Raw genomic sequence first — 24224 nt, 5'->3', positions numbered from 1 at the left:
GCTAGCCGCCGTTTTTCATTGATTCCAGTTCTTCCCAACGCGCAAACGCGGTTTCCAGCTGCGCTTCCACCTGAGCCAGTTCATCCAGCACCGGCTGCGTTTTATCGTGCGGCTGGCTGAAGAAATCCGGGTGGCTCATGCTTGCCTGCAGTTCGCCGATACGCGCCTCTAACTGTTCCAGTTTTTGCGGTAACTGCTCCAGCTCACGCGTCAGGTTATAGCTTAGTTTGTTCGCGCTGCGTTTGGCAGATTCATTTTTCGGTTCAGCAGACTGAGCGGCACGATTTGCCTCTTTCGCTTTCGCGGTCACCTGCGTTTTTTGCTGCTTATAGGCCGCACGCTGCTGTTGGGCATCGTGATAACCCCCGACGAAGGTGCCAATCTCACCATTGCCTTCAAAGATCCAGCACTCCGTCACGGTGTTATCCACAAACTGACGATCGTGGCTGACCAGCAGCACGGTGCCCTGATAGCCGTCGATAAGCTCTTCCAACAGTTCCAGTGTTTCCACATCAAGGTCGTTGGTCGGTTCATCGAGGATCATCAGGTTACTTGGGCGCAGAAACAAACGCGCCAGCAGCAGGCGGTTACGTTCGCCACCGGACAGCGCTCTGACAGGTGTCATCGCCCGCTTGGGATGGAACAGGAAGTCCTGCAGATAACCCAGCACATGGCGGGGCTTACCGTTCACCAGCACTTCCTGCTTCCCTTCGGCGAGGTTATCCATCACCGTTTTGTCGGGATCGAGTTCTGCACGATGCTGATCGAAATAGGCCACTTCAAGCTTGGTGCCTGAATGCACGCGGCCATGGTCGGCCTTAAGCTGTTGCAGCATCAGGCGCAGTAAGGTGGTTTTGCCACAGCCATTTGGGCCAATCAGGGCAATCTTGTCGCCGCGCTGAACCTGCGCCGAGAAATCGTTAACCAGTTGCTTGCCGTCTACCGCGTAATCGACATTCTCCAGCTCAAAGACAATTTTGCCGGAACGGGACGCTTCGCCGACCTGCATATTGGCTTTACCCATCACCTCACGGCGCTCTGAGCGCTCGCGACGCAAGGCTTTTAACGCGCGGACGCGGCCTTCATTACGGGTACGGCGCGCCTTAATCCCCTGACGGATCCACACTTCTTCCTGTGCCAGCTTGCGATCAAACTCGGCGTTTTGCATTTCTTCAACGCGCAAGGCTTCTTCTTTGCCTTCCAGATAGGCGTCGTAGTTACCTGGCCACGAAACCAGTTTGCCACGATCCAGATCCACGATACGGGTGGCCATATTGCGAATAAACGAACGGTCATGAGAGATAAACACGATGCTGCCGCTGAAACTTTTCAGGAAGGTTTCCAGCCAGTCAATCGTTTCAATATCCAGGTGGTTCGTTGGCTCATCCAGCATCAGTACGCGTGGATTACTGACCAGCGCACGTCCGAGCGCGGCTTTACGTAACCAGCCGCCCGATAACGACGACAGCTCCGTATCCGGCGACAGGCCAATCTGCTGCAACACATCATTGATGCGACTTTCCAGTTGCCACAGATTGTGGTGATCCAGAATGCCCTGCAAGCGTGCCATCTCATTGAGGTTCCTGTCGCTCGGATCCTCCATGACCTGATGGGAAATCGCGTGGTAGGCTTTCAGATGCTCCGCCTGTTCCTGTACGCCTTCTGCCACAAAGTCGTAAACCGAGCCGGTAATATTTCGCGGCGGATCCTGTTGCAGACGTGCGACGACCAGATCGGTCTCATAAATGATGCGACCATCATCCAGCGGTTGCTCGCCGTTGATGATTTTCATCAATGTGGATTTACCCGCACCGTTACGACCAACCAGACACACGCGCTCATTCTCTTCGATGTGCAGCTCGGTGTTATCTAACAGCGGCGCATCGCTGAAGGAGAGATAAGCGCCGTGGATACTAATTAATGACATGTAGCTTATTCCTTACCGGCATGTGTAATCAGCCAGCAGTTGTGAATTTGGCGATTACGCGCAAAATCCTGTGACAGGGTTTTCTGTGTGATGTCCTGCGCCTGAAGGCCTAATGCCTTAAGGCCGTCCAGATCCATTTTGAAACCACGTTTGTTATTCGAGAACATGATGGTGCCGCCTTTGCGCAGCAGACGCTTCAGATTGCGCATCAGCATCATATGGTCGCGCTGCACATCGAAACTCTCTTCCATACGTTTAGAGTTTGAGAACGTAGGCGGATCGATAAAGATCAGATCGAAATTTTCATCAGTTTCATTCAGCCAGCTCAGGCAGTCCGCATGCAATAAGCGATGCTGACGGCCTGTCAGGCCATTCAGCCGCAGGTTCCGTTCCGCCCATTCCAGATAGGTGCGCGACATATCCACTGTGGTCGTAGAACGCGCGCCGCCCAGCCCCGCATGGACGCTGGCGGTGCCGGTGTAGGCAAACAGATTCAGGAAATCTTTGCCCTGGCTCATCTGGCCCAGCATTTTGCGCGCAATATGGTGATCGAGGAACAACCCGGTGTCCAGGTAATCGGTCAGATTCACCAGGAAGCGGGCATTGAATTCCTGCACCTCGAAATAATCGCCCTTCTCGCTCAGTTTCTGATACTGCGCTTTGCCCTTTTGGCGTTCGCGGGTTTTCAGGATGAGGCGGCTGGACGGCAGCTCCAGCACGCTGAGCGTCGCGCTGATAACATCGAACAGGCGCTGACGGGCTTTATTTGCGTCGATAGTTTTCGGTGGCGCATATTCCTGTACCACTACCCAGTCCGCATAGCGATCCACCGCCACGTTGTAGTCAGGCAGATCGGCATCATAAATGCGATAGCACTCAATCCCTTCCTGGCGCGCCCATTTATCGAGCTTCTTCAGGTTTTTACGCAAGCGGTTAGCGTAATCTTCGGCAATCTGGTTGGCGCGCTCACCACTGGCGGCAGATAACTGATAATTCTTCTGTACGCAGTCCAGTGGTCCGTTTTTCGCCTTGAACTGCCGCTCGGCGCGCAGTTGCAGGCAACTGAGCAGCTCGGGTGAGGCGCTGAACAGCGATAAGTTCCAGCCCGCAAAATGCTGCTTCATCAGCCGCCCCAACTGACTGTGCAGGGCAATAAGCGCAGGCTCGCTTTCCAGACGCTCACCGTACGGTGGGTTACTCAGTACCGTGCCCGTTACGCCGTTCTCAAGCGGATTGTTCAGCTTCAGCAGGTCCTGTTGACCAAAGGTGAACAACTCGAAAACGCCTGCGCGGCGGGCGTTGGCTTTCGCCCATTCCAGCACCCGGCCATTATTATCGAAACCATAAAAACGTGCCTGACAGGCCGCCGTGCCCGCACGGGCCCGCGCCTGCGCATCGCGTTTAACGTCCAGCCACAGGCTTTCGTTAAAGCCGGCCCAGGCCGTAAAGCCCCACTGGCTCCGGAGTAAACCTGGCGCACGATCGCAGGCCATCAGTGCCGCTTCAATCAGCAGCGTACCGGAACCACACATCGGGTCGATGAGCGGCGTAGTCGTTTGCCAGCCTGAACGCATCACAATGGCTGCGGCCAGGTTCTCTTTCAACGGCGCCTGACCGGTTTGCTGGCGATAACCACGCTGGTGTAATGCGCTGCCGCTGAGGTCCAGTGCAATGCTGGCGCGATCGTCGTCGAGCCAGACGTTAATGCGGATATCCGCCTGTTCACGAACCACATCTGGTCGTGGCAGATTGCGGCGGGTAAAGCTGTCAACAATCGCGTCTTTGACACGCAACGCGCCAAACTGACTGTTACGGATCGCCTCGTTAGTCCCGTTAAAATGCACCACAAAGGTTTTATCGCTGCCAAAGGTAGCAGGCCAGTCAATGCCCTGCACACCAAGATAAAGATCGAGATCGCTGTACACGCCCACCTCCGTCAGCGGAAGCAGAATGCGCGACGCCAGACGGCTCCACATCAGGCTTTGATACATGACGCGATCGTCAGCTTTGAAGTGAACGCCTCCCTGTACCACTTGCAGGTCCTGCGCGCCCAGCGCGTCCAGCTCATTTTTTAACAGCTCTTCGAGCCCACGCGCCGTGCTGGCAAACAGAGAATTCATATCGTCACTTTTTACTCTTGAGAAAATTGTTGCGCATTATAGCGAATCGCAGACCTATGTCATAAAGTTAGCTTCTTTTGTCTTGCGCGCCTGCTTCAGGAGACTGTCATGATTACGCTTTCCCGCTTGTTTATTCATCCTGTTAAATCAATGCGGGGGTTGCAGGTTTCCCATGCCTGGGCTGCCAATAGCGGATTGACCTTCGATCGCATTTTTATGGTGACCGAACCCGATGGCACTTTTATTACTGCGCGCCAGTTCCCGGAAATGGTGCAGTTTACGCCCGCCGTCACCCCTGAGGGATTATTTTTACAGGCGCCCGACGGCAGTCAGTTGCTGATTCGCTTCGCCGATTTTACGCAAACGGAAGCGCCAACAGAGGTATGGGGAAACACCTTTACCGCCCGTATCGCGCCCGAGGCGATCAACCAGTGGCTGAGTGCCTTTTTCCCAAGACCGGTCCAACTGCGCTGGACTGGACCACAGCCGTCACGCCGCGTGAAGCGCTTCACCGAGGTGCCGCTGGGGTTTGCCGATGGCTATCCTTATCTGTTAGTGAATAATGCCTCTCTACGGGATCTGCAGCAGCGCTGTCCGGCCAGCGTGCGCGTTGAGCAATTTCGTCCTAACCTGGTGGTCAGCGGTGCGCCTGCCTGGGATGAAGACAACTGGGCGGAGATTACGGTAGGTCAGGTACATTTTGCCGTCCCTAAGCCCTGCAGTCGTTGCGTGTTTACTACGGTTAGCGTTGAAAATGGCCAGAAACATCCTGACGGACAACCTCTCGCCACACTTCAGGGCTTTCGCACCGCACAGGACGGCAGTGGTGACATTGATTTTGGCCTGAACCTTATTGCGCTAAACAGCGGGATTATTCGTGTCGGTGATGACGTCAAGGTCGTCAAACGCCAGCCGCCACGCGCCTATGGTGCGGGAGAGGTTGTGGAAACCCTCAAGCCGCAGCAGCAATCCCCCAATGCGGTGACGATTTCGTATCAGGGCCAGACATTCAGCGGCGATAACCAGCAAATTTTGCTTGAGCAGCTCGAAGCCCAGGGGTTCCGCATTCCCTACTCGTGTCGGGCAGGTTTGTGTGGCAGTTGCAAAATCACCCTGGTGGCGGGAAAAGTGAAGCCCTTAAAACAGAGTGCCATCCGTGAGGATGGCACAATATTGAGTTGCAGTTGTATTCCTGCCGGGGATATTGATGTGAAGTAAGTTACACCGCGCGTGCATAACGCGTGGTTTTTTCCTGCTGATGCGGTTGAAGACGGTCGTTCATCACTTTAATCGCATCCCCTAACACCATTCCTTTGCCCGCCAGCGTTAACGCGGGCTGCGCCAGCAGGCAGAGCGCGGCGTTATCGCCATTTTCAACCACCAGCAAACGTGCCTGCTCGCCATTCTCGGCCAGCGTAACCTCAACCATCTCGCCGACCGCAGGTTGCATTGGCTGGCGATGTGCGGAGAAATGCCAGCTTTTGGGCATCAGGGGTTTTAGAAAGCGGGCGGCCACCAGCGCATTTAACACCAGTTCGGCGCGCTGATTACTGCTTAACGGGCTCTGGCGGCACTTCTCTTCAAAGGTGAAATAGAGCGCGGCGTCATCAACACAAAATCCGGATTCCGTGAAAGCATCCGGTGTCAGCATTTTGCGTGCATAGCGGGAACGAAAAAGCATACCGTCAGCCAGATCGAGCATCATCCGGTCGTGCTCGGCGTCATAATACCAACGCCAGTTGTCATCGGGTTTAATTTTCATCGTGTGCCCTGTATTTACCGCTGTGCTAAAGGCAAAATATCTGTCGAAGAATAATGAATGCTGAAAAATCGTGCAACAGGACAAAATATAAACGAGCCGGAGAGAGAAATAAACCCCCCGGCGCATTAATAGAGCGATTCTCTTAGATGTGGGTCACGATATCTTTAATTAAGCCCGGACCTTTATAAATAAAACCAGAATAAATTTGAACGAGCGTGGCGCCGGCAGCGATTTTTTCTCGTGCTGCGGTCAGCGAATCAATTCCGCCCACGCCAATAATGGGCAAACGCCCCTGCAGCTCTTGTGACAGACGCTGAATGACGGCGGTGCTGCGCGACTGAACCGGACGTCCACTTAATCCCCCGGCTTCCTCGCTATATTTCAGTCCATTCACCAGGGTACGATCCAGCGTAGTATTTGTGGCAATGACGCCATCAATTTGGTGGCGAACTAAACTGTCAGCCACCTGGATCAACTCGTCTTCAGAAAGATCCGGCGCGATCTTTACAGCGACAGGCACATATTTGAGATGCCGCTTTTCCAGTTCTTTTTGTTTTGCTTTGATGGAACTGAGCAGATCGTCAAGCGCCTCACCATATTGCAGAGAACGTAAACCTGGCGTATTCGGTGACGAAATATTGATGGCAATATAACCGGCATGGGCATAAATTTTCTCCATGCACAGCAGATAATCGTCTTTGCCCTGCTCCACTGGCGTATCTTTATTTTTGCCAATATTGATGCCCAGCACGCCCTTGAATCGGGATTTTTTGACATTTTCCACCAGATTATCCACGCCGAGATTATTGAATCCCATGCGGTTAATAATCCCTTCGGCTTCAACTAAGCGAAACATGCGCGGCTTATCGTTACCTGGCTGAGCCCGTGGTGTGACCGTTCCCACTTCAACAAAACCAAATCCCATTGCGCCAAACGCATCAATGCACTCGGCATTTTTATCCAGCCCGGCCGCAAGGCCCAGCGCATTATCAAACGTCAGCCCCATACAGGTCACGGGGCGCGAGGGTAAACGCTGGCGGATAAGGGCTTCCAGCGGCGTGCCGCTCATAAAGCGTAACTGCTGAAAGGTGAGATGGTGCGCGCGCTCAGGATCGAGCCTGAATAACGCCGGTCGGACGATTGAGTAAAACATGCACTCTCCTGGAAGACGGAAGCGACGGTGGAAATCAGTGCACAGGAAATTGTGCGCCAGAATGGTAAGGTGCTCTGGCGCAAAAGTAAATCGTGGGGCGTTAAGCGAGGAAACTGTTTGACGCAGATTTGATCTTACACAACGGAATCGTTTGCCGTGCGCGAATTCATCCTGTCCGGAAACGCATAGTCACGCCAGATATTGTGGCGAACCATAATGCCAAAAATACCGATACAGACCAGCACTTCCGCCAGCACCATTGACCATGCTGCGCCGATCGCGCCAAATTTCCACGCCAGCAAACAGCAAACAGGTACGTTGACGACGCCCGCGACCATCATCACCATCATGCGCTGACGCGCCAGCCCGTGCGGAATCAGAATCTGCAGTCCGGCGGGATAGGCGATATTGCCGAACAGGAAGCACAGCACAAAGACGCGGAGAACATCGGCTGACGGCAGGAAGTCTTTGCCTAACAGCAATGACACCACCTGATCGGCAAACAGCCAGGTAAAGATCACAATAGACAGACTGAGGCCAAAAGACAGCATCAGGCTTTTACGTGTGGCAGCAACCGCAGCCGCTTTATCGCGACCAAACAGATGGCTGACGCGCGGGAAAAACGCGCTGCCAATCTGCTCCGGTACAGAATTCGCGGCTTTGCGCAGCCTGTCCGCACCGTTGTAGATCCCCACCATGTAGTGGGAGGTAAAGCTGGCGAGAATCACGACGTTTACGCTGTTAAACAGGTTAGCACCGGCAATGGCGATAAACACATCTGCACTGTCGGTAATGCGCTGTTTGATCTCTTTCGGTTCGAAGCGATACGCGCCAATCACCTTCATTTCCAGCACAAACTTTAGCGTAATAATGGCGTTAATAATTGATACCGCGCCCGGTATCAGCGCCGCCAGCCAGGTATCGTCCGGTGTTTTCACCAGTAAAAACGTCAGCGGGATGGCACAAAAGTTGCCAAAGGTGGCGATCATCGCCGTTTTACCCAGCTTCTCAAAACCCTGCATCAGCCAGCCAAAGGAAAACAGTGAACCGACTAACGTGGTGCAGTTAGCCAGAATAATAAAAAACAATGAATGCCAGGACGGATTAAACCAGGTCGCCGTGAGCAATGTGCCGCTGGTCAGCAGCAGCAGCATCAGTTTGGCATTGAATGTTGACCAGAAGAGTTGCGTCACGCGCGCCTTATCATCACGGTGGTGGGCAATGTCTTTAGTCGTAAAAACATTGAACCCCCAGTCAGAAATCGTACTGCAGTAAAGTACGCAGGCGATGGCCAACGCCAGAATCCCCATATGATCGACACCCAGCACGCGCGCCAGGTAGGGTAAGGTCGCCAGCGGAAACAGGAAAGAAGCTCCCCGGTACGCCAGCAAAGATAAGATATTGACTACTAAACTTTTATCGAGCACTTTTGCCATGTCGCAACAACCTTATACACATTGCATGCCTCACCTTCTCATTTCGCTCAGGTGCAAACAATATCACTTGCCATTTTTCGGAATTACGGAACGCGTTTGAGTTCTTTTTTCACTTTATGGCTTTGCAATAAAATGAAGGTTTCCGGACTGTTGAACAGCAGCCACTCTTTCAGACTGCTGGCTTTAACTCTGCGCCCGAAATAACGAATCGCATTAAGCACATAGTCAGGAACGGGCGTCTGGTTGTAGAGCGACAAATAAATCATCAACCGGAAGGAATGAAACAGGTAGGCTTTTTCTAAATCCTTTTTCAATTCACTTTTATGAAGTGAACGGCACAATGTGTTGAAGGTTGTAATAAATGCATTGTAGCGTTGAATAAAAAAGGTCGGGTTTTTGCTACTGTTGGTCAGTGAGCCGCCACGGATGCGCTGTTTGTAATAGGTTTGACGGCTTACCCAGACCTGATTGCATTTCATAAACACCGATAACGTGAAATTATGGTCTTCATGAACACGATCGATAAAACGTAACTGATGCTGCTGGATGACGCTTTTTTTCACGACATAATTCCAGGCGGCGGAAGTATACGAACCGTTTTGTAACAATCCCAACAGGACATCCTGCGGGCGCTGAATGCCAAACAGGCCGTGCCTGACTTTCGGCCATGTGATTTCCGCTTTGTCTTCACGGTAAGCACTGGAATTAAAACAAAACAAATCCGTATCCGGATAATGCTCAATGACCTGAGCCAGTTCGCTGACAAGGCCGTCCACCACCACATCATCAGGATCGCAGAAAAAAACAAACTGTCCTTTAGCGGCCTCTACGCCTTTGTCACGCGCATTGCCTGCTCCTCCATTCGGAATCGTGATCACCTTGACCTGGGGCAGGTGCGCATAATGCTGTTCAATTAACGCCACTGTCCCGTCAGTCGAACTGTCGTTAACAATGATAATTTCATTCGGCGCGCGAATTTGACTTACCAGGGAGTCAACGCATTCAACAATATATTTCTCAACGTTGTACGTTGGAATAATGACCGATAACAGGATGTCAGACATACATGATTTCTCTGCTGTTAGAAAATGAAAAATAAAATCCACCAGCCTGAGACAGGCACTGACTAAGGGCGAATAGTTATATTTAAAATAACAGGCGCTTACATTGAGCAGCGTTATTTTAATGCCTGATGCCGCAAAATGCCTGCCTCAATATCGTGCGGAGGCAGCACAGGCAAAAACCATCGTAAGAAAAACTAAAGTTTAATCACTTACCTTTCGTCACTTTGTTGAGAAATCATTTAATAAATACATCAGTCCCCTTTTCACTTTCGCCCTGCCGCCTGTAACCAGTTGTGAAATTCCATTAAAATTTTTATAAATGCTGGCCCTGTTTATCTGACACTTTTGTGGAACCCGTCTTAAACCCAGGTTTATCACATCACAAAACCCCGTTGAAACATCGAATCTTTTTCGCTTTGTCCATTTTGATAACCCACAGTCAGAGAAGACCATTCTTTTCTTTCATAGATTTATTTCAATATTGCGATATTCAAGTAACCAAATGTACGAAATCCATCTGCGACAGAGAATTCATTCATCCGGATTAATGTATCCCGTTGCGTACCAGGCCGTTTTTAAGATTTGTCGTAGCGGTTTTCTCCTGGATTCCAGATGCCACGCCTTATCTTCCTTTTGCGGTTTTCACCTTTAGATTGTCAGAAAAATCATTTAAGCCCTGCCGTGGCCTCTGCCAGGATGAAAGCCTGAGTTCTCAACAACAGATAATCAATAACTTTCAGTTATAAGGAGTAGTGAATGCGAGTGCTTACCCTGGCAGGCAGTCCACGGTTTCCTTCACGGTCCACCTCGTTACTGGCGCTGTGCCAGCACAAACTGGAAGCGCGCGGCGTGGAAGTTATTCCGTGGAATATTCATAACTTTCAGCCGGAAGACCTTATTAACGCCCGCTTTGATTCTCCGGCGATTCTGGCGCTGAGCGAGGACTTGTCTGCCGCCGATGGTCTGGTGATTGCTACGCCCGTTTACAAGGCGTCTTTCTCGGGTGCGCTGAAAACGGTGCTGGACCTGTTGCCCGAACGCGCACTGGCACACAAAGTCGTGCTGCCGCTTGCCAGTGGTGGCAGCGCAGGCCACATGCTGGCGCTGGATTACGCGCTCAAGCCCGTTTTAAACGCGCTGAAAGCGGAAGAAGTGCTTCATGGGGTTTATGCCGAAGATAAACAGATCACGCATTACGATCGTCAGCCAGAACTGGATCCCCTTCTGGCCACCCGCCTGGATGAGGCGGTGGATTCTTTCTCACTGGCATTGTCACGCCGTCATCAACCGGTTGCCTGGGCAGTATAAGGATTAAGCATGAAACGGATAGTAAGCGCATGGTTACTGGCAGGGATGTTGATAACGGGAACTCAGGTTTATGCTGCTGAGCCAGCCCCCGAACAGGTGCGTATCGGCTACCAGAAAGGATCGGTCAGTATGGTGCTGGCAAAAGCTCACCGGTTACTGGAAACGCGTTTCCCTCAGACCAAAATACAGTGGGTTGAATTTCCAGCCGGGCCACAAATGCTGGAAGCCCTGAACGTTAACAGTATTGATATTGCCAGTACCGGCGATATTCCACCCATTTTTGCCCAGGCGGCGGGGGCAGATTTACTCTATATCGGCTCGGAGCCGCCTAAGCCCAAAGCCGAGGTGATTCTGGTCAGCCAGGACAGCCCGCTGAAATCGGTGGCCGACCTGAAGGGCAAAAAAGTGGCCTTTCAGAAAGGCTCAAGCTCGCACAACCTGTTACTGCGCGCACTGGAGGAGGCCGGCCTGTCAATCAAAGATATACAGCCGGTTTATCTTACGCCTGCCGATGCCCGCGCGGCCTTTCAGCAGGGTAACGTTGATGCCTGGGCGATATGGGATCCCTATTATTCCGCAGTGCTGCTTCAGGGGCACGTTCGCGTTTTAAAAGACGGTACCACACTCAATCAGACCGGTCCGTTCTACCTTGCGACGCGCGCATTCGCCCAGAACCATAATGACTTTGTCTTAGCAACGCTCAAAACCTTTAGCGATGCGGAAGCGCTGACGCGCAGCGAACGTGACCAGAGCATTCATCTGCTTGCCACCTCCATTGGCCTGCCTGAGGCGGTCATTGCCAGTAATCTGGATCATCGTCCCCCTAGCCCGGTCAGCCCGGTCAGCGCGCACACTGTTGCGTTACAACAGAAAACCGCCGATCTGTTTTATGCCAATCACCTGATTCCCGTGAAAGTATCAATTGCCGATCGCATCTGGCATCCCCGTAGCGTGACGCAATAAGGAGAGAAAAATGAGTGTTTCCGTATTCTGGTTCCTGCCCACCCATGGTGACGGTCACTACCTTGGCACGGCCGAAGGTGCGCGCCCGGTCGATCATGCGTATCTGCAGCAGGTCGCGCAGGCAGCCGATCGCCTGGGTTTTGGTGGCGTGCTGATCCCGACCGGCCGCTCGTGTGAAGATGCCTGGCTGGTGGCCGCCTCATTAATTCCGGTCACTCAGCGCCTGCGTTTTCTGGTTGCCCTGCGCCCTGGCGTGATTTCACCGACTCAGGCCGCCCGCCAGGCCGCGACGCTCGATCGCCTGTCTAACGGACGTGCACTGTTTAATCTGGTAACGGGCGGCGATCCCGAAGAGCTGGCAGGTGATGGCGTTTTCCTCGACCATCGTGAACGCTATGCCGAATCGGCCGAGTTCACCCGCGTCTGGCGCCGGGTGCTGGAAGGTGAAACAGTAGACTACGAGGGCAAGCATGTGCATGTGCGCGGGGCGCGCCTGATGTTTAAGCCGGTGCAGCAGCCTCGTCCACCGCTGTGGTTTGGCGGGTCATCAGAGCCCGCTCAGGATCTGGCCGCTGAACAGGTTGATGTGTACCTCACCTGGGGCGAGCCGCCTGAACTGGTAAAAGAAAAAATTGAACAGGTGCGCGCGAAAGCCGCTGCTCAGGGCCGCCAGGTTCGTTTTGGTATCCGCCTGCATGTCATCGTCCGTGAAACCAATGAAGAAGCCTGGCAGGCCGCCGACAAACTGATTGCTAACGTTGATGACGCCACTATTGCCAGAGCGCAAAGCGCCTTCCAGCGTACCGATTCCGTTGGGCAGCAACGCATGGCCGCCCTGCACGGAGGTCGCCGTGACAAACTGGAGATTAGCCCCAATCTCTGGGCTGGCGTTGGGCTGGTTCGCAGCGGTGCCGGTACCGCGCTGGTGGGCGATGCCCCAACCGTAGCGGCGCGAATGAAAGAGTACGAAGCGCTGGGCATTGAAACCTTTATTCTTTCCGGCTATCCGCACCTGGAAGAAGCCTATCGCGTGGGCGAGCTGCTGTTTCCCCATCTGGATCTGAAGATACCTGAAGTGCCTCAACCTCGGGTCGTTCAGGCGCACGGTGAAGCAGTTGCGAACGATTTTACCCCCGAGAAAAAAGCCGCACGGGCCTGAGGAGATCGCCATGATCCGATTACGTCAATCCTTCTCAGCGGCGCTTGTGCCCTGGCTGTTACCGGTGTTACTGGTCGTGGTCTGGCAGATTGCGTCGCAGACCGGCTGGCTCTCCAGCCGTATCCTGCCGGCACCGGAGAAGATCGTCACCACCTTCTGGCAACTGGCCGCCAGCGGCGAGCTGTGGCGGAATCTGGCTATCAGCAGCTGGCGCGCGCTGCTGGGCTTTAGCATCGGCGGTTCGATCGGGTTAGTGCTGGGATTGATTACCGGCACCTCACGTCTGGGCGAGCGCCTGCTGGATACCTCGGTACAAATGTTACGTAACGTGCCTCATCTGGCGCTTATCCCGCTGGTCATCCTGTGGTTTGGTATCGATGAAACCGCCAAAATTTTTCTGGTGGCGCTGGGCACACTGTTCCCGATTTATCTGAATACGTATCACGGCATTCGCAACGTGGATCGGGGGCTGGTTGAAATGGCACGCAGCTATGGCTTATCAGGCTGGAGCCTGTTTGTGCAGGTGATATTGCCGGGTGCGTTACCGAGCATCATGGTCGGCGTGCGTTTTGGTCTGGGATTAATGTGGCTCACGCTGATTGTGGCTGAAACCATTTCCGCTAACGCCGGGATTGGCTACCTGGCCATGAATGCCCGTGAGTTTCTGCAAACCGATGTGGTGATGGTCGCCATTATTCTTTATGCCCTGCTGGGGAAACTGGCCGATGTCAGTGCGCTACTGCTGGAACGTGTCTGGTTACGCTGGCATCCGGCTTATCAACATAAGGAGGAAGCTGCATGATTAACTCCGCTATACCGGCGCGTCTGACGGCCGGTACGCCGGTTGGTGTAAAGGGCGTCAGCAAAAAATATGGCGAGCGTACGATTCTTAATAACCTCGACCTGCACATACCGTCTGGACAATTTGTGGCCGTCGTGGGCCGCAGCGGCTGCGGCAAAAGTACCCTGCTGCGTTTGCTGGCCGGGCTGGAAAACAGCACTGAGGGTCAGCTACTGGCCGGCACTGCGCCATTGCACACGGCGCGCGACGAAACCCGTCTGATGTTCCAGGATGCGCGACTGCTGCCCTGGAAAAAAGTGATTGATAACGTGGCACTTGGTCTGCGGGGCAATGCCTGGCGGGAAGCCGCACACGAGGCGCTGGCGGCCGTTGGGCTGGCCGATCGCGCCAGTGACTGGCCTGCCGCCCTGTCTGGCGGTCAGAAACAGCGCGTGGCACTGGCTCGCGCCCTGATTCATCGCCCCGGTCTGCTCCTTCTGGATGAGCCACTCGGCGCGCTCGATGCGTTAACCCGAATTGAGATGCAGGAGCTGATTGAATCACTGTGGCAGCAACACAATTTTACGGTGCTGTTGGTCACCCATGATGTCAGTGAAGCGGTTGCAATGGCGGATCGGGTTCTGCTGATTGAGGAAGGTCGGATTGGGCTGGATTTGCAGGTTGATTTGCCGCGTCCCCGGCGGCGGGGTTCCGCCCGTCTGGCCGAGCTGGAAGCGGAGGTGCTGGATCGGGTGATGCGTCGCAGTGCGGCAGATAAACCGCCGCGCTATGCGCAACAGCGCTGATGAAACGGCGGGCCATGGCCCGCCGTTTTTTATCAGGCGTTAAGCGCCTTGGTAATTTTCTCGTACAGATCGCCCGACAGTTTCTCCAGACCCTGTAGCTGCTCCAGCGCCTGGCGCATCAGCGCCTGACGGCGAGTATCGTAACGTTTCAGACGAATCAATGGCTCAATCATGCGCGACGCAACCTGCGGATTTCGGGTATTTAAATCCGTCAACATCTCCACCAGGAAGCGATAGCCGCTGCCATCTTCGGCATGGAAGGCCGAGGGGTTCCCCGATGCGAAGGCACCGATCAATGAACGAATACGGTTGGGGTTCCCCATGCTGAACGAACGGTGCGACAGCAACCGGCGCACGTTAAGTAACGCATTCTGCGCCGGGCTGGTGGCCTGCAACATAAACCATTTGTCCATCACCAGGCCATCGCGATGCCAGCGATCGTCATAGTCAGCCAGTAAGGCGTCACGGCACGGCAACTGCGCCGCCACGGCGGCCGAGAGTGCCGCCAGGGAATCGGTCATATTATTCGCGCGCTGATACTGTGCCTGAACCAGTTTATCGGCCAGATCCATGTCACCAAACGCCAGATAGTACAGGCAGATGTTTTTCAGTGACCGTTTGCCTGTTTCCGCATGATCAACGTGATAGTCCGCCTGCTGATTGGCGTTATACACGGCAAAGAATTCATCCGCCAGTTCACGCGCCAGCGTACGGACCAACGCTTCGCGCACCAGCGCAATGGCCTGCGGATCGATAATCTCAAACAGCTCGGCAATTTCGTTCTCACTCGGCAATGTCAAAATCAGCGCCGTCAATGCCGGGTCGCTGTCTGCGTCAAGCAGCACGGTGCGGAAAGCATCGGCAACGTGCAGCGGCAGTGACAAATGCTGCCCCTGCTGATGACGCGCAACATTGAGACGTAAATAGGTTGCCAGCAGACTTTGCGCCGCATCCCAGCGGGAAAAATCGTTACTGGCATGGCGCATCAGGAAGGTGAGCTGGGCATCGCTCCACTTGTAATCAAGTTTCACAGGTGCGGAGAATTCACGCAGCAGTGAGGGCACCGGCTGGAAATAGACGTTATCAAACGTAAACGTCTGGAACTCTTCCGTCACGTTCAGGACGTGATGCACAGGATGGCCATCGCGCTGCAACGGAATCACCTTGCCCTGGCCGTCATACAGTTCGATATCCAGCGGGATGTGTAGCGGCAGTTTTTCTTTCTGATCGGCTGTCGGTGGCGTGTGTTGCGTAACGTGCAACGTGTACTGCTCCAGTTCCGGATTGTAGTCGTCGCGTACCGTGACGGTTGGTGTACCTGACTGGCTGTACCAGCGGCGGAACTGAGACAGATCAACGCCAGACGCGTCTTCCATCGCCTGAACAAAATCATCGCAGGTGGCGGCGCTGCCGTCATGCCGTTTGAAGTACAGTTGCATCCCTTTCTGAAAGTTCTCCTCTCCCAGCAAGGTATGCATCATGCGGATCACTTCCGATCCTTTTTCATACACGGTTAAGGTGTAGAAATTATTCATTTCGATCACCTGATCCGGCCGGATCGGGTGCGCCATCGGACTGGCATCCTCAGCAAACTGCGCGCCGCGCATGATACGGACATTATCGATACGATTAACGGCGCGCGATCCCAGGTCTGAACTGAACTCCTGATCGCGGAAGACGGTCAGCCCCTCCTTGAGGCTCAACTGGAACCAGTCACGACAGGTGACGCGGTTGCCGGTCCAGTTGTGGAAATATTCATGGCCTATAACGGCCTCAATCCCCAGGTAATCTTTATCGGTTGCGGTTTCGGCTTTTGCCAGCACATATTTGGAGTTAAAGATGTTAAGCCCTTTATTCTCCATCGCGCCCATATTAAAGAAGTCCACCGCGACAATCATAAAGATGTCGAGGTCATACTCCAGGCCAAAGCGCTCTTCATCCCACTTCATGCTGTTTTTCAGCGAGGTCATTGCCCAGTCGGCGCGGTCCAGATTGCCTCTGTCAACAAAGATCTCCAGTGCGACATCACGCCCCGAACGCGTGGTAAAGCTGTCGCGCAGCACGTCAAAATCACCTGCCACCAGCGCAAACAGATAGCAGGGCTTCGGGAACGGATCCTGCCATTTCACCCAGTGACGTCCCTGCTCGTCATGACCACTGTCGATACGGTTGCCGTTCGACAACAGGAAAGGATAGCGGTTGCCATCGGCAATGATGGTGGTCGTGAAACGCGCCAGCACATCCGGCCGATCCAGATACCAGGTAATATGGCGGAAGCCTTCGGCTTCACATTGCGTACAAAGTGCCTCACCGGACTTGTACAATCCTTCAAGCGCGCTGTTGCGGTCAGGATGAATGTCATTCACGATTTTCAGCGTGAAACTGTCTGGCAACTGGCTGAGTACCAGTGCGCCTTCTTCCTCTTTATAAGCCGTCCAGGCCTGGCCATTAACTTCCAGCGAGATCAGGGTCAGATCTTCACCGTCCAGACGCAATTCAGCCCCGTTATCACCCTGGCGTTTAACCTGACTGATGGCCGTGACGCGCGTAGTCGACTCATCCAGTTCAAAGGTTAAATCAATATCGGTGATGGTATAATCGGGAGCCCGGTAATCGTGGCGATATTTTATTTTTGGCTGCTGCGTCATATTTCGTCTCGCAATGAATAGTTTACCCGTCAAAGTCTAAGCCTGATGCGTTAAGCTTGCCATGCGTAATGCATGTCGTGGGCAAAATGGCTACACTTTCTTAACAATGACACAATTCGGCCTCGACTCGCTATCCTGAAATATGCTGTGATCGCCGTCTGTTAGTGATTTATACTTTTGCGTCTTTGTGACGTTTAATACACCGGGCTCTGCGCCACCGAACAGGATGCCGAAACGCGCCATGACAGGACATGCTTCCCCGATACTGACTTCGCTGCTGGATACTGACGCGTATAAGCTTCATATGCAGCAAGCCGTCTTCCATCGCTACTATGATGTTACGGTAGCGGCGGAGTTTCGCTGCCGCAGCGATGAGTTACTGGGTTTTTATGCTGACGAAATCCGTGCAGCGATCAATGCCATGCAGACGCTGGCGCTGACCGACGCCGAATATGCCTGGTTATCTGACCTCCCCTTCTTTGCTGACGACTACCTTAACTGGCTGCGCAATTTTCGCTATGACCCCCAGCAGGTCGACGTGCAAAATCACAACGGCAAGCTGGCCATCCGAATTCAGGGGCCCTGGCGTGAGGTCATCATGTGGGAAGTTCCCCTGTTGGCCTTGATCAGCGAAGTGGTGCATCGCCATCGTACACCACACACCGGCAGTCAGCAGGCCGTGGACTTTCTGCACCAGAAACTGGCGACGTTTAAAACGCAAATTGCGGATACCGATATGTCACGTTTTCGGTTGATGGATTTTGGTACCCGTCGCCGCTATTCCCGGTCGGTGCAGGAAGCCATTGTCAGTACGCTGAAGCAGGACTTTCCCTGGCTGATGGGCACCAGCAACTATGATCTGGCCCGCCGTCTTGAACTGACGCCTGTCGGCACGCAGGCGCACGAATGGTTTCAGGCTTTTCAGCAAATCAGTCCGGTGCTGGCGAACAGCCAGCGGGCCGCGTTACAGGCCTGGCTGGATGAATATGATGACAAACTGGGTATTGCGTTAACGGACTGCATCGCTATGGACGCCTTCCTGCGCGACTTCGGCCCGGTCTTCGCCCGCCGTTACCAGGGTTTACGCCATGATTCGGGCGACCCGGTTGAATGGGGTGAAAAAGCCCTGGCGCATTATCAGCAACTGGGCATAGATCCACAGAGTAAAACCCTGGTGTTCTCCGACAACCTGAATCTGGATAAAGCGCTGGCGCTCTATCGCCACTTTGGTCAGCGTACTCACGTGGTGTTTGGCATTGGCACCCAACTGACCTGCGATATTCCCGGCGTGACGCCACTCAATATTGTCATTAAGCTGGTGCAGTGTAACGGGAAGCCGGTTGCCAAGCTGTCAGACAGTCCGGGCAAAACCATTTGTCAGGATAAAGCCTTCGTCAGAGCCTTGAGAAAAGCCTTTGACCTGCCACTGGTAAAAAAAGCCAGCTAAGCGCTATGTGACTGGGGCGCGCTGCGCCCCGCTTTTCTGGCAATAAATCTGCCCTTCCCCCTGAATTTTGCTTGTTTCCTGTTGACTCGCAAGTAACATAGCAACACCCCAGTCTGGGGAATTCATTCACACACTTCTTCTATATAGAGAGATATTTATGAGCGTAGTGCCTGTAGCGGATGTACTGCACGGTCGCGTCGCGGTTGACAGTGAAGTCACCGTACGTGGTTGGGTACGTACCCGAAGAGATTCAAAAGCCGGTCTGTCCTTTATCGCCGTGTATGACGGCTCCTGCTTTAATCCCGTTCAGGCCGTCGTCAATAATTCTCTGAATAATTACCAGGACGAAGTGCTGCGCCTGACTACCGGCTGCTCCGTCATTGTCACGGGTACCGTTGTGGCATCTCCGGGCCAGGGGCAGGCGTTTGAAATCCAGGCGACAAAGCTGGAGGTGGTAGGCTGGGTGGAAGATCCCGACAGCTATCCTATGGCGGCCAAACGTCACAGCATTGAGTATTTGCGTGAAGTCGCCCACCTGCGTCCACGCACGAACCTGATTGGTGCCGTAGCCCGTGTTCGTCACACGCTGGCGCAGGCGCTGCACCGTTTCTTCCATGAGAACGGCTATTTCTGGGTTTCTACGCCGCTGATTACCGCTTCCGATACCGAAGGTGCGGGTGAAATGTTCCGCGTATCAACGCTGGATCTGGAAAACCTGCCGCGTGACGATCAGGGCAAAGTCGACTTTTCAGAAGACTTCTTTGGTAAGGAAGCTTTCCTGACGGTATCCGGCCAGCTCAACGGCGAAACCTACGCCAGTGCGCTGTCAAAAATTTATACCTTTGGCCCCACCTTCCGGGCCGAAAACTCCAACACCAGCCGTCATCTCGCCGAATTCTGGATGCTGGAGCCAGAAATAGCCTTCGCCTCCCTGGATGATGCGGCCGATCTGGCGGAAGCCATGCTGAAGTATGTGTTTAAAGCCGTCCTGGAAGAACGTGCAGACGACATGGCGTTCTTTGCCGAGCGCGTTGATAACGACGCCATCGCTCGTCTGGAGCGCTTTGTTACCACAGACTTTGCGCAGGTCGACTATACCGATGCCGTCGAGATTCTGATGAACTGCGGCCAGACGTTTGAGAACCCTGTCTCCTGGGGCATTGATTTGTCTTCTGAGCATGAGCGTTACCTGGCGGAGAAACACTTTAAAGCGCCTGTCGTTGTGAAAAACTACCCGAAAGACATCAAAGCGTTCTACATGCGCCTTAACGAAGACGGTAAAACCGTGGCCGCGATGGATGTGTTAGCGCCTGGCATTGGTGAAATTATCGGCGGTTCACAGCGTGAAGAGCGTCTGGATGTACTGGATGCGCGTCTGGAAGAGATGGGGCTCAAAAAAGAGGATTACTGGTGGTATCGTGATCTGCGTCGCTATGGCACCGTTCCCCATTCCGGATTCGGATTAGGTTTCGAACGTTTAATCGCCTATGTCACAGGCGTACAAAATGTAAGAGATGTTATTCCATTCCCACGTACGCCACGTAATGCGAGCTTCTGATTTTCAGCATTTAATATAAGAAATTCATATATATAAAGAGGTCGGCTTCGCCGGCCTTTTTTTATTTTTGTAAATTTTGATATGACTCACAAAGTTCCGTTATTTTTACATTTAGAAATACATTTTTTATCTTTGAAACAAGATTACGACTTTTGTAGCATTTTCGCAGTAGAATTACCCGATGGGGGATGGAAAGATGCGTGCAGACACAGGAGACACCAAACTTCTTTCAAGGTTCATGTAAAGATTTCTTGACGGCAGTGGCAGGTGTCCAAATAACTCCAATGAGGGTAATAAATAATGATGAAGCGCAACATTCTGGCAGTGGTTATCCCTGCTCTGCTCGCCGCTGGCGCAGCCAATGCAGCAGAAGTTTATAACAAAGACGGCAATAAGCTGGACCTGTACGGTAAAGTGGATGCACGTCACCAGTTCTCTGATAACTCAGGTGATGACGGCGATCAGACTTATATTCGCTTCGGCTTCAAAGGCGAAACCAAGATCAATGACCAGATGACTGGTTACGGTCAGTGGGAATACAACATTCAGGGTAATAACTCTGAAGGTTCTGATGCGCAAACTGACAATAAAACCCGTCTGGGCTTTGCTGGCCTCAAGTTCGGCGATGCCGGCTCAATCGACTATGGCCGTAACTACGGTGTGGTTTATGATGCCATCGGCTGGACAGATATGCTGCCAGTATTCGGCGGTGACTCAGGTAACTCAGACAACTTCATGAACGGTCGTAGTGGTGGTCTGCTGACCTACCGCAACAGTAACTTCTTTGGTCTGGTAGATGGCTGGAACTTTGCGCTTCAGTATCAGGGCAAAAATGAGAATTCAAATCGCGCTGATCGTAGAGCAAATGGCGATGGATGGGGTGCATCAACATCTTACACCTCGCCAATCGGCGTAGGCATTGTTGGTGCATATAGCAGCAGCGATCGTACTGACTCGCAGGCTCAGGGTGTTGCAGCCAACGGCAATATTGTTGGCGCTGGCAAACATGCTGAAAGCTGGGCAACCGCTCTGAAATATGATGCTAACAATGTTTATCTGGCAGCGATGTATGGTGAAATGCGTAATGCAGCACCAATTTCAATCGTTACTGGCCCAACAACTACCGCTCCTGCCTTTGCAAACAAAGCTCAAATCATTGAGATGGTTGCACAGTACCAGTTTGACTTCGGTCTGCGTCCTTCACTGGCTTACGTTCAGTCCAAAGGCAAAGACATTGAAGGTATCGGCGATGCGGATATCTACAAATACTTCGATGTGGGCGCAACCTACTACTTCAACAAAAACATGGCCACCTACGTTGATTATAAAATCAACCAGCTGGACAAAAACAACCCACTGGGCATTCCTAACGACGACGTAGTCGGCCTGGGTGTGGTTTACCAGTTCTAAGTTTGTTGATGCAGTACAAAAAACGGAGCTTCGGCTCCGTTTTTTATTGCCTTTATTCAGCGCAGCCGATACGTGGCCCCCTTCTCCCTATAAGTACCGGTAATTCTGCCGACCGGACAATGAATTTTATCGCAAACGGTTGGCATTTCGCCGTGCTGACGTTAACCTGATGCTTCATTTGCTAAAGTTCACGCTACTGGACCCGACTCATGTTTGAATCGATCTCTGCTGCACCTGCCGATCCTATCCTTGGCCTGGCCGATCTGTTTCGTGCCGATGACCGCCCGAATAAAATTAATCTCGGTATTGGCGTTTATAAAGATGAAACCGGGAAAACCCCGGTGCTCACCAGCGTTAAAAAAGCAGAGCAATATCTGCTGGAAAACGAGACCAGCAAAAACTACCTGAGCATTGACGGTCTGCCGGATTTCGCACACTGCACTCAGGAATTGTTATTTGGTAAAGGCAACGCCCTGATTTCGGCGGGCCGCGTACGTTCCGCGCAGACGCCAGGCGGGACAGGTGCACTGCGTGTCGCTGCGGATTTTCTGGCCACGCAGACGTCGGTGAAGCGCGTATGGGTCAGCAACCCGAGCTGGCCGAACCATAAAAACGTGTTTAACGCCGCGGGTCTCGAAGTGTGTGAATACTCGTATTATGATGCGGTCAACCATACGCTGGACTTTGACAGCATGCTGGCCTCGCTGAAAGAGGTTAAAGCCGGTGATGTGGTGCTGTTCCACGGCTGCTGCCATAACCCAACCGGTATCGATCCGACAGCAGAGCAGTGGCAACAGCTGGCTGCGCTTTCCAAAGCCAATGGCTGGTTGCCGCTGTTTGACTTCGCCTATCAGGGCTTTGCCCGTGGGCTGGAAGAAGATGCAGCAGGTCTGCGCCTGTTTGCGGCCAGCCATCAGGAGCTGATTGTGGCCAGTTCCTATTCCAAAAACTTTGGTCTGTATAATGAACGCGTGGGTGCGATTACGCTGGTGGCGAGCGATGCAGCCACGGCCGATACTGCCTTCAGTCAGGTGAAGTACACGATTCGCGCTAACTACTCTAACCCACCGTCACACGGTGCGGCAGTGGTGGCAACCATCCTGGGAAATGACGCGCTCCGTACCATCTGGCAGCAGGAGTTGTCCGATATGCGTCAGCGTATCCAGCGCATGCGTCAGCTGTTTGTGAATACGCTGGCGGAAAAAGGGGCGCAGCAGGATTTCAGCTTTATCATTAAGCAGAACGGTATGTTCTCGTTCAGCGGGCTGACCAAAGATCAGGTCATTCGTCTGCGTGAAGAGTTTGGCGTATATGCGGTGAACTCAGGCCGGGTGAACGTGGCCGGGATGACGCCCGATAATATGTCTGCCCTGTGTGAAGCGATTGTCGCCGTGCTGTAATCCTGTCCTTATGAAAAAAAATGGGCCTGAGTGGCCCATTTTTTATTGCAGAAAAGGATTCGTCAGACGTTCACGACCTAAAGTGGATAGCGGACCGTGACCGGGCAAAAACGTCACATCATCTCCCAGCGGCAACACTTTGTTTTTGATGGCATCAATCAGATGCTGATGGTTACCCTGCGGAAAGTCGGTGCGTCCTACACCACCGTTAAAGATCACATCACCGGAAACCAGTAAACGCCCCTGTCGGTCAAAAAACACGATATGACCTGGCGTATGACCGGGACAGTGCAGAACCTCAAGATTAACCTGACCAACCTGAACAGTGTCCCCCTCTTCCAGCCAGCGATCGGGCGTAAGCGGCGCGCAGTACTCAAGTCCAAACATCTGGCTCTGCGTGGGCAATGCCTCAAGCCAGAACGCATCCTGTTTGTGCGGGCCTACCAGTGGTATGTTCCAGCAGGCCGCCAGTTCCGCCGCGGCCCCGACATGATCAAGATGACCATGCGTCAGCAGGATCTGGCCAGGCGTTAAATCAAGCTGTTTCAGCGTTTGCCTGATTGTATCGGCGTCACCACCCGGATCCACTATCGCAGATTCACGTGTGGTGTCGCACCAGATAACCGAACAGTTCTGCGCGAAGGCGGTAACGGGGATAATGTGATAATTCATAACGCTCCATGGTCGGCACCCGCAGCGTTGCCGACGTTACGACCAGTGCCTGACCGGACCGGTATCAATATGTACAAAGTTGCTGCTGGGGTAATATCCTACACCACCCGCCCGCATTTTTAACGCGGCTTTCCGGACATTCGCCAGACTAATCCCCTCAATATGGAAATCCATCGCCTGACCTTTGGTGTGGTAGCTGTGTTTTGCGACACCAGGACCAGATTCGCGCAGCATATTATTGGTGGCCAGAGTACGGTAGCCCGAGATCAGCTGAACGGGCTTACGCGTTTCCAGCAGCGCCTGGAGGCGGTAGAGCTGATCGAAAAGGTGGGGATCGATACTTTTGATTTTATTGGCGCGGTAGTCACGGAAAAAATGGTTAAGACGCGATAACTCGCTCTTGTCGTAACTTTTACCGTTGAAGAATTCTGTTTTGAGGGTTTCACCCGTGTGAAGGTTATTCAGCGTTAAGACGCGCGGTCGTGACGTAGACAGTGAAGCCATCGCTGACGTCGGCAACAAAGCCAGTCCCGCAGCGGCACTTCCGCAAAACAACAGTTTGCGACGGACAGAATCAATTGTAGACATGAAGCGTTTTACCTGAGAACAG

General features: G+C 53.2%; 19 protein-coding genes. 10 read left to right on the top strand and 9 right to left on the bottom strand.

From position 1 onward, the window contains the following. Position 1: 1 nt before the first annotated feature. Both G5574_RS20425 and rlmKL read right to left on the bottom strand, forming a co-directional pair. On the bottom strand, positions 2 to 1927 hold the full coding sequence (locus G5574_RS20425) for an ABC transporter ATP-binding protein (RefSeq protein WP_033737615.1): 1926 nt from the start codon (positions 1925 to 1927) through the stop codon (positions 2 to 4). Between the two features lie 5 nt (positions 1928 to 1932). Next, positions 1933 to 4047, bottom strand: coding sequence for a bifunctional 23S rRNA (guanine(2069)-N(7))-methyltransferase RlmK/23S rRNA (guanine(2445)-N(2))-methyltransferase RlmL (gene rlmKL, locus G5574_RS20420; RefSeq protein WP_164483109.1), 2115 nt, complete (start codon positions 4045 to 4047; stop codon positions 1933 to 1935). Positions 4048 to 4155: 108 nt separating this feature from the next. Between rlmKL and G5574_RS20415 the strand changes: the two genes are divergently transcribed. Continuing rightward, the gene (locus G5574_RS20415; RefSeq protein WP_164483108.1) at positions 4156 to 5265 is read left to right on the top strand and encodes a YcbX family protein; all 1110 of its coding nucleotides are present in this window, start codon (positions 4156 to 4158) and stop codon (positions 5263 to 5265) included. Between the two features lies 1 nt (position 5266). On the opposite strand, the gene G5574_RS20410 is transcribed toward G5574_RS20415, so the two are convergent. The 4 genes from G5574_RS20410 to G5574_RS20395 form a co-directional block, all read right to left on the bottom strand. Further along, positions 5267 to 5809 (bottom strand): cell division protein ZapC, encoded by a 543-nt coding sequence (locus G5574_RS20410; protein WP_006118654.1) that lies wholly within the window; start codon positions 5807 to 5809, stop codon positions 5267 to 5269. Positions 5810 to 5951: 142 nt separating this feature from the next. Next, positions 5952 to 6962: a quinone-dependent dihydroorotate dehydrogenase gene (pyrD, locus tag G5574_RS20405; protein WP_033737618.1), complete on the bottom strand. Its 1011-nt coding sequence runs from the start codon at positions 6960 to 6962 to the stop codon at positions 5952 to 5954. Between the two features lie 134 nt (positions 6963 to 7096). Then, on the bottom strand, positions 7097 to 8398 hold the full coding sequence (locus tag G5574_RS20400) for a flippase (RefSeq protein WP_039341264.1): 1302 nt from the start codon (positions 8396 to 8398) through the stop codon (positions 7097 to 7099). A gap of 83 nt (positions 8399 to 8481) precedes the next feature. Continuing rightward, complete coding sequence (locus G5574_RS20395) at positions 8482 to 9462, bottom strand: glycosyltransferase family 2 protein (protein ID WP_164483107.1); 981 nt, start codon at positions 9460 to 9462, stop codon at positions 8482 to 8484. A 756-nt stretch (positions 9463 to 10218) separates the two neighbouring features. Between G5574_RS20395 and ssuE the strand changes: the two genes are divergently transcribed. Genes ssuE through ssuB form a run of 5 tightly spaced genes read left to right on the top strand, consistent with a single transcriptional unit; the run spans position 10219 to position 14479 of the window. Continuing rightward, entirely contained in the window at positions 10219 to 10770 is a 552-nt protein-coding gene (gene ssuE, locus G5574_RS20390) for an NADPH-dependent FMN reductase (protein ID WP_039341268.1), read from the top strand. Positions 10771 to 10779: 9 nt separating this feature from the next. Then, on the top strand, positions 10780 to 11733 hold the full coding sequence (locus G5574_RS20385) for a sulfonate ABC transporter substrate-binding protein (RefSeq protein WP_006118649.1): 954 nt from the start codon (positions 10780 to 10782) through the stop codon (positions 11731 to 11733). Between the two features lie 10 nt (positions 11734 to 11743). After that, positions 11744 to 12892, top strand: a complete 1149-nt coding sequence (ssuD, locus tag G5574_RS20380) for an FMNH2-dependent alkanesulfonate monooxygenase (protein WP_033737623.1) — start codon at positions 11744 to 11746, stop codon at positions 12890 to 12892. Between the two features lie 10 nt (positions 12893 to 12902). After that, positions 12903 to 13694 carry an aliphatic sulfonate ABC transporter permease SsuC gene (gene ssuC, locus G5574_RS20375; protein WP_033737624.1) on the top strand — a complete coding sequence of 264 codons (792 nt, stop codon included), beginning with the start codon at positions 12903 to 12905 and terminating at the stop codon, positions 13692 to 13694. Further along, entirely contained in the window at positions 13691 to 14479 is a 789-nt protein-coding gene (ssuB, locus tag G5574_RS20370; RefSeq protein ID WP_164483106.1) for an aliphatic sulfonates ABC transporter ATP-binding protein, read from the top strand. Before ssuC ends, ssuB begins: the two co-directional genes overlap by 4 nt. A 32-nt stretch (positions 14480 to 14511) precedes the next feature. Here the strand turns inward: ssuB and pepN are convergent, their stop codons facing one another. Next, on the bottom strand, positions 14512 to 17127 hold the full coding sequence (pepN, locus tag G5574_RS20365) for an aminopeptidase N (RefSeq protein WP_039341279.1): 2616 nt from the start codon (positions 17125 to 17127) through the stop codon (positions 14512 to 14514). Between the two features lie 241 nt (positions 17128 to 17368). Here pepN and pncB point away from each other — a divergent pair, with 241 nt between their 5' ends. The 4 genes from pncB to G5574_RS20345 all read left to right on the top strand — a co-directional run bounded on the left by pncB (position 17369) and on the right by G5574_RS20345 (position 22942). Then, entirely contained in the window at positions 17369 to 18574 is a 1206-nt protein-coding gene (pncB, locus tag G5574_RS20360; protein WP_164483105.1) for a nicotinate phosphoribosyltransferase, read from the top strand. A gap of 157 nt (positions 18575 to 18731) precedes the next feature. After that, positions 18732 to 20132 carry an asparagine--tRNA ligase gene (gene asnS, locus G5574_RS20355; protein ID WP_039341285.1) on the top strand — a complete coding sequence of 467 codons (1401 nt, stop codon included), beginning with the start codon at positions 18732 to 18734 and terminating at the stop codon, positions 20130 to 20132. 300 nt (positions 20133 to 20432) lie between these two features. After that, on the top strand, positions 20433 to 21542 hold the full coding sequence (gene ompF, locus G5574_RS20350; protein ID WP_033737627.1) for a porin OmpF: 1110 nt from the start codon (positions 20433 to 20435) through the stop codon (positions 21540 to 21542). 209 nt (positions 21543 to 21751) lie between these two features. Beyond that, positions 21752 to 22942, top strand: coding sequence for an amino acid aminotransferase (locus G5574_RS20345; RefSeq protein WP_033737628.1), 1191 nt, complete (start codon positions 21752 to 21754; stop codon positions 22940 to 22942). A 42-nt stretch (positions 22943 to 22984) separates the two neighbouring features. Here G5574_RS20345 and G5574_RS20340 read toward each other — a convergent pair whose 3' ends face one another. Together G5574_RS20340 and mepK are read right to left on the bottom strand one after the other, a co-directional pair. Further along, entirely contained in the window at positions 22985 to 23614 is a 630-nt protein-coding gene (locus G5574_RS20340) for an MBL fold metallo-hydrolase (protein ID WP_058701021.1), read from the bottom strand. A 36-nt stretch (positions 23615 to 23650) separates the two neighbouring features. Further along, complete coding sequence (mepK, locus tag G5574_RS20335; RefSeq protein WP_033737630.1) at positions 23651 to 24202, bottom strand: peptidoglycan L,D-endopeptidase MepK; 552 nt, start codon at positions 24200 to 24202, stop codon at positions 23651 to 23653. Between the last annotated feature and the right edge of the window lie 22 nt (positions 24203 to 24224).

The sequence above is a fragment of the Pantoea stewartii genome, from assembly GCF_011044475.1.
Classification (GTDB): domain Bacteria; phylum Pseudomonadota; class Gammaproteobacteria; order Enterobacterales; family Enterobacteriaceae; genus Pantoea; species Pantoea stewartii.
The sequence above is the reverse complement of the archived record's forward strand: the minus strand, read 5'-3'. Positions and strand labels throughout refer to the sequence as shown.